This is a genomic window from Pedobacter sp. UYP24 (genome assembly GCF_054057295.1).
Window position 1 is genome coordinate 135,322 of record NZ_JBSRZD010000002.1, and the last position, 18,231, is coordinate 153,552.

Sequence of the window (18,231 nt, forward strand, 5' to 3'; positions counted from 1 at the left end):
AGCTTCTCATTATAAAACCTACAAACTAAGACTAAAAGTAATGGGCATATTAAACCTTACCCTTACCGGCTTGCCGTTTTGCCTGCCTGGTTTCCAGTTTGGCGATTTTTTAATTACTCTTGATGCTTCTTCATCCATTCCATAGCCTACTCCCCTCACCACCTGAACATTAGATATAGAGCCATCCCGTTCTACCACAAAACTGATGAAAACCTTACCCCCTTTACTTTGATCAACCGCCATCTCCGGATATTTGAGGTTTCTGGATACATACTTATACCATGCCTTCATTCCTCCTTCAAATTCAGGGAAAGCTTCAATTCCTTGCCCCTCAAATATTTCATCTCCATTGGCATTTGTGCCGCCTGTTCCGGCATTTACACCAGATCCGTTACCATTGCCATCAGCAGGTACCAAAACTAAATTGGTTGCCAGCCCATCTTGTACAGTCGGGCCAATTACTGCCTTTTCCACTTCTTTTATATTTGGTAGATCAACAGGGGGTGCATTCTCAACAGGCACCGGATGATTAGGTAGTTTAATCATTTTGACCTTCTGTTTAATCGGTTCCGCAGCAGGGGGTTTTATTTCCTCCTTAGTTGGTTTTGGTGCCTCAGGGGGTCTCAGCTGGCTTACTTCTACAATTCTATCATCTGGTAATTTCACATTTTCAATGGAAGAACCTTTGCTTAAAAGCGAATAAATCTTTGGTGCAGCAAACAACAGAATAAATAATGTTGCGCCTATAAATAAAGCGCGTAGGGTGTTGCCTGCAGATTGTGATCTTAAAGCATAGGCGCCATACGATTGGTTCCTGTTTTTAAATACAAGATTGAGCCACTCAGTCTTGTACAAATTTGTTGAAGTGTTAATCATGGTTCTTAAGTATTAGTTTGCTCATATGATGAGTTCCACACTTAAATTCCATATTAAGTTTATAATTTATTTTTTCACGAGCACCCTAATTTATCACGCTACTGCCCCAACTCTTATTTGGTCGGCTACCCATTTGAAATTGCAACACTCCTCCAGCCAAGATATCTCGATGCGTAAACCAGGGGTTATTTAAAGGCTTGCCGTTTAAAAGCGCGCTTTGGATGTAAATGTTCTCTTTTGAATTGCCAATCGCATTAACTGTAAACGTTTTCCCATTGGAAAGATTGATACTGATTTTGTTAAAAACTGGACTACTTATACTATATACCGGAATTCCAGGAGTTACAGGAAAGAAACCCATCATGGAAAAAACAATAAAGGCCGACATACCTCCTCCATCTTCATCACCCGGAATACCGAATAAATTATCTGTATACCAAGTATCCAAAAGCATTCTTATGCGCTTCTGTGTTTTCCATGGAGCACCCATGTAATTATAGAGATAAGGGATATGAAAACTAGGCTCGTTACCCATAACAAATTGACCTACCAGTCCGGATGCATCTGGCTGGGTTTTCCAGAAGTTAAATTTTGTAGCACCCAAATCTGCTCTAAAGAGTTCGTCCAGCTTGTCCTCGGCGTTGTGTGGGCCACCCATTAGATTAATCAAACCTTTGATATCGTGCTTTACCACCCAATTATAAGTGTAAGCGTTATTTTCTGTAAAGAACTCTCTACCGGCAGCCTTTGGATCCATATTATCTATCCAGTTGCCATTCTTGTCTTTCGCCCACATAAATCCTTTATCTGCCCGGTACACATTTTTGTAGTTTTCCGATCGCTTTAAGAACAGCTTTTCATCATCCTTAAAATTCAGCACGTTAGCCAGCTGGGAAATATTCCAGTCGCTGAAACTATTTTCTAGTGTCACAGATACCGACTGCCTCTTCTCCCATACATTTTCAACCTGGGGGACAGTCTCTGCTTCGCCATAAGGCAAACCTGGCATGTATCCTTTTTCATTATAAAAGGAATCTAGTACAGTATTCGGACCATTATTCCAAGGTAACAGGGTCGCATGCAGCGAGTTTTTCTTCAAACCTTCATAAGCCAATTTAAGATCGAAATTGCGTATCCCTTTAAAATAAGCATCAGAGAACCAGGAAGCAGCATGGTTACCAGTCATCGCTGGCCAGTCGCCAAAAATTGTGGCAAATGCTGGTATATATCCTCCCTGCTGATACATAGTGATATAAGAATTGATTTTATCGGCTTCCTTTGCCGGGTCAAGGATCATGTGCAATGGTTCAAGAGCAATGTAAGTATCCCAAATCCAGTTGTCTACAAAAAAAGGCTTGTCACTTTTATGAATTTGATGATCGTATGCACTGTAATACTGACCATATTCGTTGATATCAACCATCCGCTCATAACTACGGTATAAAGAAGTATAGAAAACACGCTTTTGCGCCAATGTACCGCCCTCTATATTAATTTGCGACATCACTTTATTCCAGGCGGCATACGCTTTGCTTTTAACCGCACTAAAATCCCAGGTGGGAATCTCCTTTAAAAGATTTTGTTTAGCCTGTTCTATACTGATGTAAGAGATGCCGTATCTGAAACCTACCTCTTTTGTTGTCTTTACCAACAATTGTTTCTTATCACTAGCGTTTTGATACTTTACGTCAGACAGATCAGCATTGGTCTCTGCATAGAAATAGGCTTTCATTCCTCTAAATATTTCAGTTCCACTCAATGTCCTTTTTCCGGTAACGTTAATTTCTCCACCCTCATTAAAAATCCCCATCCTTAAATAGTGAAGTTGATCATCCTGAAATTTCACCTTAAAATAGCCGCTTTTTTCTGAAGGACTAAATTCTATGACCGTACTTTCCTCACCTAATTCAGATTTATAGTAGTATGGCGTTAAAATTTCATGATTATATACCGATTTCTTATTCCAAAAGGAATTATCTGCCTTTCCGCTTAGCGGCATAAACTGAAAAAGAGAAACAATACGATGAGAAGCCACCGTTAAAGGAAAAAAACTGATCTGATCATCAATCGCATCTTTTCTAACCGGAAAAACACGAATTAGATGATTGGGTAGCTGAACAGTAGGCCTCGTAGGTTCAAGAATGAGACCTACACCCCCTATAGAAGGGTCTACATAATCAAGGTTAGCTATTTTGGTTTGAGAAAAAATGTTCGTTATAGTAGTTAAAACGAAGATTAATGCGATAAACAACTCTTTTTTCACTTGACACAGGTTAGGTTAATAATTGGCTTTCTAAACCTATAAAAAACTACTTGTATATACAAGATGTATAAATACTTATATTTTAACCAAGATTGAATCTCCCCAAGATTGTCTAAAAAATGTTTAAATCTTAAAATATTATCAAAAAATAATAAAAAAACCTTTGATTATATATTCACATTCGTATTTTTACAGTCAATTCACTAGAATAACTGAAATAAAAAGTTTATTTTCAAAACAATATCAAACAAATAAATGAAAAGCTTAAGGACAATTGCATTAAAAGAGGCACAATCAAGAATTAATCCAGAGGTTAAAGCCCCGGCGGCTAAAATTTCTGAATTTTTTGGCATTAATGTTTTCGATAAGAAAAAAATGAAAGATTTCTTATCTAAAGAGGTTTATAATAAACTTATTTCATCCATAGATAATGGTGAATTAGTCAACTTTGAAGATGCAAATCACATTGCTAATGCGATGAAAAGCTGGGCTATGGCTAAAGGTGCTACGCACTATACGCACTGGTTCCAACCATTAACTGGTACTACTGCAGAGAAACATGATTCATTTTTTGAGCCAAGCAGTGATGGTCCGATTGAGATATTTGCAGGCAGTGCTTTAGTACAACAAGAGCCTGATGCATCTAGCTTCCCTAATGGTGGTATCCGTAATACTTTCGAGGCACGTGGTTACACTGCCTGGGATCCTTCTTCACCTGCATTCATTATGGAAAGCGCTGCTGGTAAAACACTTTGTATTCCAACAGTTTTTGTTTCTTACACTGGTGAGGCATTAGATTACAAAGCTCCTTTGTTGAAAGCATTAAATGCAATGGACAAAGCGGCTGTTGATGTTTGTCAGTTCTTTGATAAAAGCATTACCAAAGTAAACGCATCTTTAGGTATCGAGCAGGAATACTTCTTAGTAGATCTTGCTTTGTACAATGCACGTCCGGATTTAGTATTGACAGGACGCGCTTTATTCGGACACATGTCTGCTAAAGGTCAGCAATTAGAAGATCACTATTTCGGTTCTATCCCTGAGCGTGTTTTTAGTTACATGGTTGATTTTGAACAAGAAGCTTTAAAATTGGGTATTCCTTTAAAAACAAGACATAATGAGGTAGCTCCAATGCAATTCGAGTGTGCTCCTATTTATGAAGAAATCAACTTAGCGATTGATCACAATCAATTGTTGATGGATTTGATGGAGAAAGTTGCTTTAAGACATAAATTCAAAGTGTTATTACACGAGAAACCATACGCAGGCATCAACGGATCAGGTAAACACAACAACTGGTCATTGATTACTGATACTGGTAAAAATCTTTTGGCACCAGGTAAAACGCCTAAAAACAACTTGATGTTCTTAGCGTTCTTTGTAAACACCGTTAAAGCTGTTCATGAGCATGCAGATTTATTAAGAGCTTCTATCGCATCTGTAAGCAACGATCACCGTTTAGGTGCTAACGAGGCTCCACCAGCGATCATCTCTATCTTCCTTGGTCAGCAGTTAAACGAAGTGTTGGACGAGATCGAACACTCACGTATCAGCAAAAAAGTTAAAGAAGACAATACACTGTGGTTAGGCATCCCTAAGATTCCACAAATATTGTTAGACAATACAGACCGTAACCGTACTTCTCCTTTTGCCTTCACTGGTAACAAGTTTGAATTAAGAGCAGTTGGTTCATCGTCTAACTCATCAGCACCAATGACGGTATTAAATGCAATCGTTGCTGATCAATTGGTTAAATTCAAAGTTGATGTAGATAAACTGATCAAAAAAGGCGAGAAAAAAGATGTTGCCTTGTTAACAGTAATCAAAAAATACATCAAAGAATCTAAAGACATCCGTTTCGAAGGAAATGGTTACAGCCAGGAATGGGCTGATGAAGCTGAAAAACGTGGCTTGTCAAATATCAAAACTACTCCAGTAGCTTTAGACGCTTACGTTAGCGAAAAATCTACTGAATTGTTTACTAAAACCAACATTTTCAGTAAACGTGAACTTCATGCCCGTCATGAAATTTTGTTAGAGAGCTATTACAAAAAGCTTCAAATTGAAGCAAGGGTAATGGGTGAAGTAGCAAATAGCATGATTATTCCGGCTACTATCGCTTACCAAAATACTTTAATCGAAAACGCCAAGGGATTGAAAGAACTTGGCCTTGGAGATGATGCTTTAGAAACTCCTCTTGCTATCATCAACAAAATCTCATTACACTTAGGTGTGGTTAAAACAAGCATCGATACCATGTTAGAGGCACGTAAAGTGACCAACCACATTGAAGATACACGTGATAAAGCAATCAGCTACGATTTAGAGGTTAAATCTTACTTTGACACCATTCGTTACCATACTGATAAATTAGAGCAAATTGTTGACGACAGTGTTTGGCCTCTGCCTAAGTTCAGAGAATTGTTATTCTTGAAATAAACAGTCCACCTATACTAACTATTTTTTAGTTTTATAACCTCTGCTGTAATGGCAGGGGTTATTTTTTTATATTTGCAGCACATGAGTGATAATAGGTATAACCAGCGCGGGGTTTCTGCTTCTAAGGAAGATGTACACCAGGCTATTAAGAACATCGATAAAGGTATATTTCCACAGGCTTTCTGTAAAATCATTCCAGACATTCTGGGTGCTGATGAGGCATTTTGCAACATCATGCATGCCGACGGCGCCGGTACAAAATCTTCTTTAGCTTACGTTTACTGGAAAGAAACCGGCGACATATCTGTATGGCGAGGTATTGCGCAGGATGCCATCATCATGAACATAGACGACCTGATCTGTGTAGGCGCAACTGAAAACATCTTGTTATCTTCTACTATCGGTCGCAACAAAAATCTAATCCCCGGAGAAGTGATTGCGGCTATTATCAACGGCACAGAAGAAATCCTTGCCGAATTGCGTGATCAAGGTATTTCCATATATTCTACCGGAGGTGAAACTGCTGATGTAGGTGATCTGGTACGTACCATCATAGTGGATTCTACGGTAACTTGCAGGATGAAACGTGAAGATGTGATCAGTAACCATACCATCCAGGCTGGCGACGTGATCGTAGGATTATCTTCTAGCGGACAGGCCACTTATGAAACGGAATACAATGGTGGGATGGGTTCCAATGGACTAACTTCAGCCAGGCATGATGTTTTCAATAAATCGGTTGCCAATACTTTCCCTGAAAGCTTTGATCCTGCTGTACCTTTTGATCTTGTTTTTTCGGGAGGCAAAGGCTTAACAGATCCAGTTGCAATAGATGACAATGGCACAACTGTTACCGCAGGTAAATTAGTTTTATCACCAACGCGAACCTACGCCCCAGTCATCAAAAAAGTGTTGGAAGGATATAGAAGTAAAATCCATGGCATTGTACATTGCAGCGGTGGCGCACAAACTAAAGTGCTCCATTTCATTAATGATAACGTGCATGTAATTAAGGATAACTTATTCTCTATCCCTCCGCTATTTAAACTGATCCAAGAGCAATCTGGTACCGATTGGAAAGAAATGTACAAGGTTTTTAATATGGGTCACCGTATGGAACTTTATGTACCCACAGATATTGCTGCATCAATTATAGACATAGCTAAAAGCTTTAATATTGAAGCTCAGATTATTGGTAAAGTTGAATCTTCTGATAAGAAGCAGGTTACCATCAATAGCGAATTCGGAACTTTCGTTTACAATTAAATACCATAGTACCCGTTAAGGGCAATATGTTTTGTATTGCAGACTTAAACTGAAGGTTTTATTATTGCCTGATGGCAAAAAATACGTCAAAGAACTTTTTCACATGCATCACTGCTTGCTAACATCGCGTTGTGTAATACAAATTTACCCAATAGTTGTGTACTTAAAAAGGTCATATGAGCTAAGTTGGTACATCATTTGACTATGTTTTGGTACCTCATATGACCGAAAAATGGTACAAGTAGAACATGATCAGCGACTTGAAACTTGCACCTATATTGTCAATTCATTTAGTATCTCCTTCTCGAGTAATGCCAAAATCTATCGAATTTAAGAAAGCTTAAAATATAAGCGAGCCATATTGTTGAAATTACCCTTCGAAAAAAGGATTCTCCATTGTCCGACAATGAAGGTAAAAACGGAAAAACCACTTAAGTCACTGATTATCAAATTTTTGTTCGAAATTCCCAAATATCTCCGTGAATTAAAATTTACAACTTAAATTCAGCTTTGCAAGCAGTCAATATTAGAAATATTTAATCAACGATATAGAATCCTTCCAGGAATTTCGCAAATATCGGATCATCATGTCGTTGGCCCTCTTTAAAATTGCTTATCAATTGGGCAAAGCTGTCCTGTATAGGGAAAAGTTCCATAGGTAATTTGATGCTGCCAAAATCACCTGTAGGATTAAGATATAACGCCAAGAAAATCCTCGTTGCAGCAAAGTTCTTATTCAAGCCCCACCCAGTGTGCATAAATCTGGCTTTCTGCATATCCGGTCTTAAAAATGGCAGTACACTTGGTTTAAAATCAAAATAGTTTAATTGTTGAGCTTCAGTAGGAGCCATAATGTAAATAACGGGAGGCTTATTGGGGTCGCCATCCTTATTGTCAATGTATTTATAGTGGCTGCTTGTTCCTGCCGTCACAAATTTCTTAAATGCGAAAAAAAGAGCAACATCAAGATCGGGAGTTACATCTAATCCGACGCTTGGCAGACCGTAGTGCTGGGACATAGCAAGAGCAAATCCACTAAAATTCGAACCACACTGAAAATTTCTTATTTCCCGTTCGACCTGACTCAAAACTTTTCCGGGCAACTCATTCAAAACACTATCTATATACAAATTTAGTATAGGCATCCATGATGGAAGTATTTCTTCCAGTTTGAGGTTCTTCCTTGCGGCAGAAGTAATCAGTGAAGGTTCAATTACATCTGTACTGCCATAAAGTGTGGTTAATGCATCTTTACCGCGTTGAACACAATGCTCAGAAGATTGTCCCCTGTATAATAAAACCAAATTGGGATCTCTTGATTCGATCGAAGAAATGATACTAAGTAATTCCTGTTTATCATTTACATAGATACGTGGGATTTTCCTGAATGGAACTCTAAGAAATCCAAAGTTGGCTAATTGATCTCCCGAGTAGGTGGGCAACAAGTCGGTTTGACCATAAATTGCAGTTTCACCATTTAAAAAATAGTCGTCATACACCAAGCCATAATTTTCATCAATGAAGGCTCGACCCTTTGTTGAGCTTTTGGAGATGTTGGAAATTTTGGCAAAAGGGGATATAATATTCCTATGAGTCAGTACATTCTTCTCCAGTTTATTTGATGTCGAAGAAAATTCTACAAAGCCTGCCATGTTTATGAATTTGTAGATTGAGCTTGATTGAATGCTACTTGCTTTGCCACATCAATTATTCTTGCGTCAAATGGATATTCATCAATTACTCCAATGAACCTATATCCATTAAAAATGTTCTTTTGGGGAGTGGCTATACCAGCATCAAATGGATGCATTGCCCCATAGTAATCTGCCACATGTCCCTCAATATAAATAAATAGGTCTGAGTGATGCTTTGGCAAATAATAGGTGATGGCACCTATTGCTTGTAGTTCTTTCCAAGTACTACAGATATGTTCGATAAACCCTAGAAGCATATTTAAAGGTGCGTGGAGAATATCTACTATTGCGTCCTCTGCAATTATAGCAAACAAAGGACGAGCACCAGGAGTTAGTCCACTCGTATCAACCTGAAATTTTGTTTCAATTCTTCCAGTGAAGGTGTAGTTATAAAAATAGTCCCAAGTTACTTGCGAAATTTTTTCACCAAGGCGAGTATAGAGACGAAGTATATCAAGGATTTGATGAGGGATTCTCAAGTTGCTCAAAAGCTCAGTCAATAAGGCCAACGCATTGGCATCCTGTGCATCATCCAGGGTGTTCGATGCCAGGACATACGGTACAATTTTCGTTGCGTTTTCTTTGTTCTCCTCGAAACTAAGAAGGGAGTTCTGTAAGTCTGTCACAAGTATCTGACTAAGTATCTGTCGTTGAAAATCTATTCTTTCCATATGCTTGTATTTATTCAATATAAATTTTTTGTATGCAAGCCTCATATTCACATTCCGAATTCAGCCCTATTGGTAATAGACAAATTTTATCAGATCGACCTAATTACCGACTGATAATGTTGCAGATATTTCTCATCAACCTTGCCCAATGGCAACACTTGTCCTTTAACAAACGCACTTTCGAATAGTGCTTTCTTCTGGTCCTTTATCTCTTGGCAATAAAAATGTACTGTATTTTTAACGAGCTTACTTGTAGGGGGATTTTAAGTTTATTAGAAACGAATAATTTCACTAAACCCTAGCATAACGATATTTTCCCTTTAAGTACTGATGTATAAATTGTCCTTTAGAAGAAGCTGCCTTAAAATCCTCCCATACATTTGATCCAACATCGTAATATTGATATACGCTACCATTATGAAATTCAACCTCTAGAGTGGAGCTAGATTCTTCATAGCTTATACTAGCTACATTTGATGAACTAAAATCGTTATAATTTTCCATTAGTTTTTTATTTTTTGTCTTTTAATGAATTAGCAATTTTAGGACTTTGCTTTCTCCAAGCTTCAATAAATTGTGAATATTCTTCTTTTTCAGTTTTCGGAGCGTCCCAACCGCCAGTAACATTAAAAGATAAATCGGGTGGAAGTTCGCTACATACAACTGGATCTTGACTGTCAGGTCTTCTATCTTTAGGTGGAGCCTCTATTAATGTTCTCATAGGAAGCTTAACAGCTTCACCTAAAATTATGGCTTCACCCGTTCTTAAAATTGGCAACATATCAGTTAATCCGTCTAAATTATCCGTAATCGCACCTTTGATGTGTGCACGATCAGTATTGTTTGACAATCTTAGTGCAAAAAATGTTCCGCATTGAGAAAGGATAGTTGAATTAATTTCTGAAGGTCGTTGACTCACAATCATGGCTCCTATCCCATATTTTCTTCCTTCCTTTACTATTTTCTGAACAATTGTTGATGCCATGCCATGAAAGTTATCATTCAAATATGCATGTGCTTCTTCCATAACAACGAGGAGAGGTCTTTCTTTACCTCCTTCAGGTAAATTCCTAGACCAAAATAAACCGTCATAGATTATTCTTAGACAAATGCCAATAATATCATTTAAGACTGATGATGGTATTCCCGACAAGTCTAAAATGGTGATTGGTTTTTCGTTTCCTATCCAGTCTTTAATAAATTCATCTAAATCTTTATCAACTTCGCCATCCAACTTTGGTGTCCATTCCCCAGGTTTAAGTAGGAAGTCGAATCTCGGTATCCTTAGCTTAGCTCCTAAGTTTTCTAATTGATTTCTTATGTTAAGAGGGTTCGGTAAATAATTTATTTTTTCGTCATCCTCTTTTATGTCTTTTACCTTTCTAAATTTCGGGGCAATTCCCCTTTCTGGATCACCTTTTAAATCATTACCCCGTTCATCTTTTTCATAAGCCCAATTAGCTTCAATTGGAGGTTTATTTTTAGAATAATAAGTTCCAAATTCAGCACAATACAATTCATGCCAAAGTTTGTTCAAACTGAATGGCACTGGACTATCAACGCTGAGATTTTCAGATGTAAGGCTGCTTTTTGGATATTTTTTTAATGCGTCTAATTTATATTCTATGATCTTTTCAAGTACAATATTTTTACTTTTCGAATTGTCGCCAAAATTACCAAAAGTGATTTGCAATAGCTCATCTGCATTTAATGCCCAAAAAGGAATTTTCAATGATTTCTCACCATCAACCCTATGTTCTGGATTGATTTTGTAAATATTTGCCCGATCTCTTAGAGCTTTACCATATTCGCCATGAATGTCTAGCACAATAATTCTTGCAGAAGGAAATTTTTCAATATCAGATAGCGCGGTTAATAATCCTGCAACCGTAGTCGATTTGCCGGAACCAGTCGTGCCTACGATAGCAGAATGTCTTGTGATTAATTTATTTATATCTACAAGGGCATCAATAGACTCTGAACCAGCTATGTGCCCAACTCTTACCATGTGATGTTGATGCCCTTCTTCACCATAGATTTTTGCAAGATCTGCCTCTGACACTAAGTGGACCTCATCATCGATAGTCGGATATTGAGAAATCCCTCTCTGAAACTTTCCTTTTTTATAGCCCTCTCCAATTAATTGTACTGTTAACCATCTATAACCTTCAGGCTCCTTATCAGCTAGATTCTCAGGGACAGATCGAGCTCCAATTTGTGAAACAATTCCAAATAAATCAATATATCCTATGGGTATCCTTACAAAGCTACCTACTTGGCCAATTCTGTAACCTTGACCGTGAACAAATGTTAGACCTGAAAAATGGCCCACAGTAAGTTTTACACTTATAGAAGTTCCATTGACATCTTGTACAGAACCAAGATGGGTTGACTGATTAGACGAACTATTCATTATCTTGATTTTGATTAACGCTCATCTCTTTAAGAAATTGACCAAAATTTGCAAAATCACCTAAAGTAAATTCATAAGTTACAATTTCATTCTTTTTGTCACCATCACTTTCTTCTTTGGTGTATTTCGTTAAAACTTTAGCAGGTATTTCACTAATCAAATCATCGTTTGTTAAAGTCCAATCACCTTCTTGTCTTCCGACTATACCTTTATCGAATGCAATTATTGTAAGGTTGGGAACTTGCATTGCACATTGCTTTACCTTAAAATATTTATTATCATCTAGTTTTCCATAGATAAAAGCAAAACTCATCGCTGTAGGATTACTTTGTAAGCCCTGAACTATTACATCGTTAATGTGATCGTCACTAAATGAATATCCTGATAGAAATAGAACTGAAGCTGGAGAAAGTATAAATTGCTTTAAGCGATCAAGCATTGCAATATAAGGCATCTTTCTACTTTGGTCATATTTTAAATGCGATGGATAAATTAGATATCCCTCACTTTCATCGATCTTATCACATCTAACAACTTTTTTATTTTTATCCGTTCTCCAATTTATTGACCCATGCACTTTCCATAATCTGCACCATCTTGGATGTAGTAAATATTCATCTTCAACAGTTCCTAAGTCAAAAAATGCTTTTCTACTTCCAATAAATCCATCAAAATAAGGACAAGCACTTTCTTCCAAAGCCTGTTCTACAAGGAGGTCATAATTTGTTGTAAAAATGTGAACTGGCTTAGCACGAGGTATCGCTCTTGCCCAGATTGCTAAATTGTGATAGGGAGATTCGTTATTTGGTAATTCTTTATTTACTTCTTTTGAGATGATTTTGCAAATATCAACATCTAATTCGTCCAAATCTTTTGCAACAAAGTCTCTTACCATTCCCTTTCCAGCCACATATCGTAATCCTCTTAAGTGACTTAAAATATCTTCGATATTAGGCTCTTTTAATCCATCACTCTTCATTTGAGCGACTAATTTGTCACAAGCAGACTTTTTTTCTTTTGTTCCTTTTAATCTATCAAGAATTATTGTCGTTAGCCCTGCGACATCTGGAATAACCGGATTTGAAAATTCCTTTTTTGTTTCTACTTCGCATTGATGGTCAACACGGATAGAAAGTGGGCAGCCTGCACCCAAAAATATTCCAACTGGTTTTCTATTTTGAGACAAGGCTTGTTGTATATATCCTATTTGTCGATAAGCATCATGTTTTGGCATATAGTAATTAATTGAGATAAAATATTTGACCGGAAACAGAATTGACAACTTGATCCTGAATTACATCCGAGACAAAAAATAACGTTATGACACAAGGTAGTAAAACTATCAGTAATAGTATCAAATTATACTTAATAATTTAATACTATTTATATGAAAAAGCGGCCAGCAAAACGTATTCAAAAACCACAACAAACTACCGATGAAGAAAAGCAACTATTAGATTTAATGGCAAGCCTTATTGTTGATTTTATGCTTCGAAAAAAGGATGATTCAGCGTTCGACAATAAAGATGAAAATGGTAAAACTAATTAAGTTGCTGATTATCAATTTTTTGTTCGAAACTCCCGTTCCGGGATAATTGAGAGTTGAACTCTGAAAAATTCCTTAATTAATCGATTTTCAATATTTTGATGAATTATCGCGAATTTAAGCAATTTAGAAAAATAACCCGTTTTAAAGCAAAAACCGCTAATAATCAAGTTATTATCGATTTTTGTAACTTATATAGCTTGTACGAGAATCGAACACCCCAGCAACAGTACTAATATTTTAAATTTCATATAAGATGGATTGAAAGATTCGATTTTCTATATATCAGATAAAGATAGGTATTGCACAAGACAACATGACGAGACAACAATTGGGCAGAATAGGAACTGCTTCGATACTTCTTCGATACAAGTACCATACTCCTTCGCAAAAAGGTACCTGTTTTGTGTAGAAGTATGGTCTAAATATGGTTCTTGTATGGTATTTGTGTAAAGGCAGACCTGTAGCTGTTTAAAAGAATTAGCTAAAGCAGCCTTGAGCTATATTATAAAAAAAAGGAGCTAATAAATCCTTAGCTCCTCAGGTTAACACATCGTAAATTGTATTATTTAACTCTTTGCTTTAACGCTTTTGCAATAGCTGCTTTAGCCAAAGGCTCCATTATAGCATAACCAACTTTAGTTGGATGGATGCCATCATTAGCTAAACTTTTAGGCAAACCATTTCTTTCATCTTTCATTGCGGTGTGATAATCAAGATAAGTAAGTTTGTGCGCTTCCGCATATGCTTTAATCCATTCATTAAGGGCAATGACTTTATTAGCTGGATCCATATTTGGCTTCCATGGAAAATCAAATGCAGGCAAAACTGAAGATAGCACAACCCTTATCTTATTTGCTTTTGCCATCTCTGCCATTCCGGCGATGTTATCCTCTATCATTTCCAATGTGGAGGGACCAGAATTACCTGCAATATCATTGATACCGCAAAGCATCACCACCACTTTTGGTTTAAGCGCAACCACATCCTGGTGAAAGCGAATCAACATTTGTGGGGTTGTTTGTCCGCTGATGCCACGGCCAACATAATGATTAGAGGTGAAGAACTCTGGTGAGGCATTTCTCCAGCCTTCGGTAATGGAATTACCCATAAACACTACCCTATTCTCTCCTGCTGCCGGAGCAGCAAGTTTTGAATTATCTTCCTGATAACGTTTTAGATTTGCCCAATCCTGTGCCTGCGCAAATTGAACAGATAATAGTAATGAGGCCCCTAGCAGCCATTTGTTTGAAATCAATTTCATTAGTGTAAATTAAATAATTATTAAACTTCTTATTAAATAACGGTGTTATTAAATTCTATGTATTTAGTGCCAAAAGAAAAGTTAGTTTAATGGTGTCTAACTTTGTATAATTTATAACCGAACATGAAGATGATGATGTAACAAATAATTGGAAGATAGTACGCATTCGCAACGCCATAATGGTCGGCAAATGCACCCATTATCAAGGGGAAAAAGGCACCACCAACTACACCCATTGAAATATATGAGGCAGCTTGTTGAGTCTTAGCACCTAAATTTTTAAGTCCTAAACTGAAAATGGTTGGAAACATAATGCTAAAGAAGAAATTGATCATCAATAAGGCGACAAAAGAAACCATACCATAGCCCTGAGCCACAATGATACACATCACAATATTTCCTAAAGCGAATGCAGCCAACAATTTATTTGGCGCAATAAATCGCATTAAAAAAGTCCCAATGATACGACCGGCTAGCATCATTCCCATAAAAACTCCACCCATTATGTAAGATGCATTATCAGCTTTTAAGCCAATTATTTCATGAGAATAGTTGATAAAATATGCCCAGGTACCAGCTTGAGCAGCTACATTAAAGAATTGAGCAATAACAGCCCAAACAAAATGCTTATGATTGGAGAGACTCTTTTCCGGAGCTACATCTACATTTAATGCACTGGCATCAGCAACGCTTACGCCATGTGGATCCACAGTGTCCGGTACTTTTACAAAAGAAAATAAAACGGCAACAAGCAAAACTACGGTTCCAATTACTGCGTAAAGAATCTTAACTGAAGTTAAATCCGTACTTCCTTTTACCTCATGACTTAATAAAAAATACCCACCAATAATTGGACCGAGCATAGTTCCTATCGCATTAAAAGTTTGCGCGAAATTGATCCTTAAATCACTTGTACGCTGATCTCCAAGGGAAGCTACGAAGGGGTGTGCTACAGTTTCTAAGGTAGATAAACCACATCCTAATATAAATAGCGCTCCGCCAAAGAATGGAAATGAAGATATATTTGCCGCTGGTATAAACAAAAAAGCCCCTGTAGCAAAAAGCGCAAGTCCAAACAATACCCCGTTTTTGTAACCGAACCTTTTCATAAACAGCCCGGCAGGAATACCCATTACCCCATAAGCTCCAAAAGTTGCAAATTGCACGAAACCGGATTGAAATCTCGACAAGTTCATGGTCGATCGAAAGTGAGAATTAAGTACGTCGGACATGCTAATGGCAATTCCCCAGAACATAAAAAGGGAGGTTACAAAAATAATGGTGACAAGGAATTTCTTGTCCGTAAAGGCAGGCTTGCTCGTTAAATCATTCATGGTTAATTTGGTTGTCTTTAGTTTTATAAGTTAAATATATAAGTTTGTCCCGGTTTTGTATCAAAATCATATAGTAATGTTTCCTTTACACCCGTAGGGTTCAATTTAGCTTTCTCTGAAATCAATGGTTTTGGTGTTTCGTTTACCTGGTAAAATACGTTGGTATTTTCTCCTTTTGCTGCTATTAACTTACCCTTAAGCGGAGTAGCAACACGTATTCTACATTTACCGCCCAGCGTGGATTTTATAGCCACCTTAGTCACTTTTCCATTCTCCCAGCTTAGGTTAACAATTTCGAAACCTCCCCTGGCCCTTAAGCCACTAACGCTTCCTTTTGTCCACACATCTGGTAATGCAGGCAATAAATGAATGTCGCCATCATAACTTTGCATCAGCATTTCTGCTATTCCAGCGGTACAGCCAAAATTACCATCTATCTGGAAAGGTGGATGTGCATCAAACAAATTTGGATAGGTACCACCAGATTCTGATCGGTTACTTGCCGGAGTCAATTGGTCGGTCAGCAATTTATAGGCATGGTTTCCATCCAGGAATCTTGCCCAAAGGTTAACTTTCCAACCCATCGACCAGCCAGTAGATACGTCGCCTCTATATAATAAGGAGGTACGCGCCGCATCAAATAATTCTGGTGTACGGTACGGCGAAATCTCTCCTGCCGGAAATACCCCAAACAAATGGGATACGTGCCTGTGTTTATCGCCTGGGTTGTCCATATCCTGCAACCATTCCTGCAGCTGACTGTATTGCCCAATTTGCATTGGCGGTAGTCGCTTTCTCAATCCTTTTAGCCGCTCTGCAAACGCTTTATCCTTGCCCAGTATTTCTGATGCACGGATCACATTAGAGAACAACTCAAATAGGATTTGATTGTCCATCGTTGTTCCGGCTTGTATAGATTTACCTTGGGCGGCAGCCGGTGCGTTTTCAGGTGAATTGGAGGGTGCTACCACCAACCATTTATGGCTAGGCTCTTCTACCAGAAAATCACTATAAAATTCTGCGGAGCCTTTGATCGCATCATAAACGGATGCTAAATAAGCTTTATCACCACTGTACAAATATTTATCCCAAAGGTGTCTGCTTAACCAAGCTCCTCCCATAGGCCACATACCTGAATATACGCCGTCAACCTCACCACTTATGCGCCAAATATCGGTGTTATGGTGTGCTACCCAGCCCTTTGAACCGTACATTACCCTTGCTGTTTCCTGCCCGGTTACGGAAAGCTCCTTAACCATTTTAACCAATGGCTCATGCATCTCCGTTAAATTGGTAGATTCAGCTGGCCAGTAATTCATCTCTGTATTGATGTTAATGGTGTATTTGCTACCCCATGGCGGACTCATTTTATCGTTCCAGATGCCTTGAAGGTTTGCTGGCTGGCCGCCCGGTTGTGAGGAGGAGATTAATAAATACCTGCCAAACTGAAAGTATAATGCCGCCAACTGTGGGTCATTTCCTTTCGCAAAGTTAGCCAAGCGTACATCTGTTGGTTGCTTTACTGCATCAGTCGTCCCTAAATCTAACTTTACACGGTTAAACAGCTTTTGGTAAGCAATAATGTTGGCTTGTTTTAGCGCTTCGTAAGACTTAACGCTAGCTTTCGACAAATAATCTGCTGCTCTTTTATTTTCATCTCCACTCAGATCTTTATAACTGTTAAAGTTTGTAGCAATGGAAACCAATATAGTAACGGAATTGGCATTGCTCACTTCAACTGACTGATCTGTTGTGGAAACCTTACCGCCTTCGGCGGAAACTTTTACGATGGAATTGAATTTAACCGCACCTTTAACTCCGTCCTTGTCGCCAGATATTCCATTCAGCAACAGCTCATTGCCATTTCTGGTGCTTACATTGGATTGTTGCGCACTTTCCATTCCGGCGCTAAAAGTCAGCATTCCCGGTTTGCTTGCAGTCAGTTTTATCGCAATAACCTGATCTCCCAATGAAGCAAAAAGTTCCCTGCTATAGGTTACGCCATTCACAACATAGGTCGTTTTTGTTATCGCGCGCTCAATATCCAGCTCACGGTAATAATCTGAATAGTTATCATGACCAGGAAATACCAGCTTAAGGTTGCCCAAAAGCTGGTAATTCATGCCATTTATTCTAGACTCCATACCAGCCGCTGCCACCTTACTCGCCTCGTCGTAGTTCCCCTCAAATATCAGTTTCCTGATCTCCGGAAGCGCTGCCAAAGCTTTAGGGTTGTCGTTACGGTTTGGTCCGCCCGACCAAATAGTCGCCTCGTTTAGTTTAATTAATTCACTGGCCGGGTTGCCATACACCATTGCGGCAATTCTGCCGTTACCAATTGGAAGTGCAGCTTCCCATGTTTTTTCTGCCGGCTTATTATACCAAAGTTTTAATGCAGTGGTCTGTGCAAATCCGGCTAAAAAAAAAAGTGAGAGAATTAAAACAGCGAGGGATTTTCTCATCAA

General features: G+C 38.2%; 13 protein-coding genes. 3 read left to right on the top strand and 10 right to left on the bottom strand.

Annotated features, from left to right (window positions below):
• Nucleotides 1-18 precede the first annotated feature (18 nt).
• Together ACVWYN_RS05300 and ACVWYN_RS05305 are read right to left on the bottom strand one after the other, a co-directional pair.
• Entirely contained in the window at nt 19-876 is an 858-nt protein-coding gene (locus tag ACVWYN_RS05300; protein ID WP_457287790.1) for an energy transducer TonB, read from the bottom strand.
• 85 nt (nt 877-961) lie between these two features.
• Nucleotides 962-3,139 (bottom strand): GH92 family glycosyl hydrolase, encoded by a 2,178-nt coding sequence (locus ACVWYN_RS05305; protein WP_457287791.1) that lies wholly within the window; start codon nt 3,137-3,139, stop codon nt 962-964.
• Between the two features lie 255 nt (nt 3,140-3,394).
• On the opposite strand from ACVWYN_RS05305, the gene ACVWYN_RS05310 reads away from it, so the two are divergent.
• Complete coding sequence (locus ACVWYN_RS05310) at nt 3,395-5,578, top strand: glutamine synthetase III family protein (RefSeq protein ID WP_457287792.1); 2,184 nt, start codon at nt 3,395-3,397, stop codon at nt 5,576-5,578.
• A gap of 81 nt (nt 5,579-5,659) precedes the next feature.
• On the top strand, nt 5,660-6,844 hold the full coding sequence (locus ACVWYN_RS05315) for an AIR synthase related protein (RefSeq protein ID WP_457287793.1): 1,185 nt from the start codon (nt 5,660-5,662) through the stop codon (nt 6,842-6,844).
• A 536-nt stretch (nt 6,845-7,380) separates the two neighbouring features.
• On the opposite strand, the gene ACVWYN_RS05320 is transcribed toward ACVWYN_RS05315, so the two are convergent.
• From ACVWYN_RS05320 to ACVWYN_RS05340, 5 genes are all read right to left on the bottom strand, one after another.
• Nucleotides 7,381-8,496: an FRG domain-containing protein gene (locus ACVWYN_RS05320; protein WP_457287794.1), complete on the bottom strand. Its 1,116-nt coding sequence runs from the start codon at nt 8,494-8,496 to the stop codon at nt 7,381-7,383.
• A gap of 2 nt (nt 8,497-8,498) precedes the next feature.
• A complete protein-coding gene (locus tag ACVWYN_RS05325; RefSeq protein ID WP_457287795.1) occupies nt 8,499-9,209 on the bottom strand; it encodes a hypothetical protein in 711 nt (236 codons plus the stop codon).
• Between the two features lie 291 nt (nt 9,210-9,500).
• The gene (locus tag ACVWYN_RS05330; protein ID WP_457287796.1) at nt 9,501-9,713 is read right to left on the bottom strand and encodes a KTSC domain-containing protein; all 213 of its coding nucleotides are present in this window, start codon (nt 9,711-9,713) and stop codon (nt 9,501-9,503) included.
• Nucleotides 9,714-9,720: 7 nt separating this feature from the next.
• Nucleotides 9,721-11,622, bottom strand: a complete 1,902-nt coding sequence (locus ACVWYN_RS05335; RefSeq protein WP_457287797.1) for an ATP-binding protein — start codon at nt 11,620-11,622, stop codon at nt 9,721-9,723.
• A complete protein-coding gene (locus tag ACVWYN_RS05340) occupies nt 11,615-12,856 on the bottom strand; it encodes an SIR2 family NAD-dependent protein deacylase (RefSeq protein ID WP_457287798.1) in 1,242 nt (413 codons plus the stop codon). The genes ACVWYN_RS05335 and ACVWYN_RS05340 overlap by 8 nt, the downstream gene beginning before the upstream one ends.
• Before the next feature lie 153 nt (nt 12,857-13,009).
• Between ACVWYN_RS05340 and ACVWYN_RS05345 the strand changes: the two genes are divergently transcribed.
• Entirely contained in the window at nt 13,010-13,171 is a 162-nt protein-coding gene (locus ACVWYN_RS05345; RefSeq protein ID WP_457287799.1) for a hypothetical protein, read from the top strand.
• A gap of 562 nt (nt 13,172-13,733) precedes the next feature.
• Here ACVWYN_RS05345 and ACVWYN_RS05350 read toward each other — a convergent pair.
• The 3 genes from ACVWYN_RS05350 to ACVWYN_RS05360 all read right to left on the bottom strand — a co-directional run bounded on the left by ACVWYN_RS05350 (nt 13,734) and on the right by ACVWYN_RS05360 (nt 18,228).
• Nucleotides 13,734-14,432 (bottom strand): SGNH/GDSL hydrolase family protein, encoded by a 699-nt coding sequence (locus ACVWYN_RS05350; RefSeq protein WP_457287800.1) that lies wholly within the window; start codon nt 14,430-14,432, stop codon nt 13,734-13,736.
• Nucleotides 14,433-14,518: 86 nt separating this feature from the next.
• Nucleotides 14,519-15,766, bottom strand: a complete 1,248-nt coding sequence (gene fucP / locus ACVWYN_RS05355) for an L-fucose:H+ symporter permease (RefSeq protein ID WP_457287801.1) — start codon at nt 15,764-15,766, stop codon at nt 14,519-14,521.
• A 23-nt stretch (nt 15,767-15,789) separates the two neighbouring features.
• Nucleotides 15,790-18,228, bottom strand: coding sequence for a glycoside hydrolase family 95 protein (locus tag ACVWYN_RS05360; protein WP_457287802.1), 2,439 nt, complete (start codon nt 18,226-18,228; stop codon nt 15,790-15,792).
• Nucleotides 18,229-18,231: the final 3 nt, after the last annotated feature.

Coding starts and splice junctions, on each gene's coding strand:
- ACVWYN_RS05310 (WP_457287792.1), top strand. CDS start 3,395: ATGAAAAGCTTAAGGACAATTGCATTAAAAGAGGCACAATCAAGAATT.
- ACVWYN_RS05325 (WP_457287795.1), bottom strand. CDS start 9,209: ATGGAAAGAATAGATTTTCAACGACAGATACTTAGTCAGATACTTGTG.
- ACVWYN_RS05345 (WP_457287799.1), top strand. CDS start 13,010: ATGAAAAAGCGGCCAGCAAAACGTATTCAAAAACCACAACAAACTACC.
- ACVWYN_RS05335 (WP_457287797.1), bottom strand. CDS start 11,622: ATGAATAGTTCGTCTAATCAGTCAACCCATCTTGGTTCTGTACAAGAT.
- fucP (WP_457287801.1), bottom strand. CDS start 15,766: ATGAATGATTTAACGAGCAAGCCTGCCTTTACGGACAAGAAATTCCTT.
- ACVWYN_RS05350 (WP_457287800.1), bottom strand. CDS start 14,432: ATGAAATTGATTTCAAACAAATGGCTGCTAGGGGCCTCATTACTATTA.
- ACVWYN_RS05360 (WP_457287802.1), bottom strand. CDS start 18,228: ATGAGAAAATCCCTCGCTGTTTTAATTCTCTCACTTTTTTTTTTAGCC.
- ACVWYN_RS05300 (WP_457287790.1), bottom strand. CDS start 876: ATGATTAACACTTCAACAAATTTGTACAAGACTGAGTGGCTCAATCTT.
- ACVWYN_RS05320 (WP_457287794.1), bottom strand. CDS start 8,496: ATGGCAGGCTTTGTAGAATTTTCTTCGACATCAAATAAACTGGAGAAG.
- ACVWYN_RS05330 (WP_457287796.1), bottom strand. CDS start 9,713: ATGGAAAATTATAACGATTTTAGTTCATCAAATGTAGCTAGTATAAGC.
- ACVWYN_RS05340 (WP_457287798.1), bottom strand. CDS start 12,856: ATGCCAAAACATGATGCTTATCGACAAATAGGATATATACAACAAGCC.
- ACVWYN_RS05315 (WP_457287793.1), top strand. CDS start 5,660: ATGAGTGATAATAGGTATAACCAGCGCGGGGTTTCTGCTTCTAAGGAA.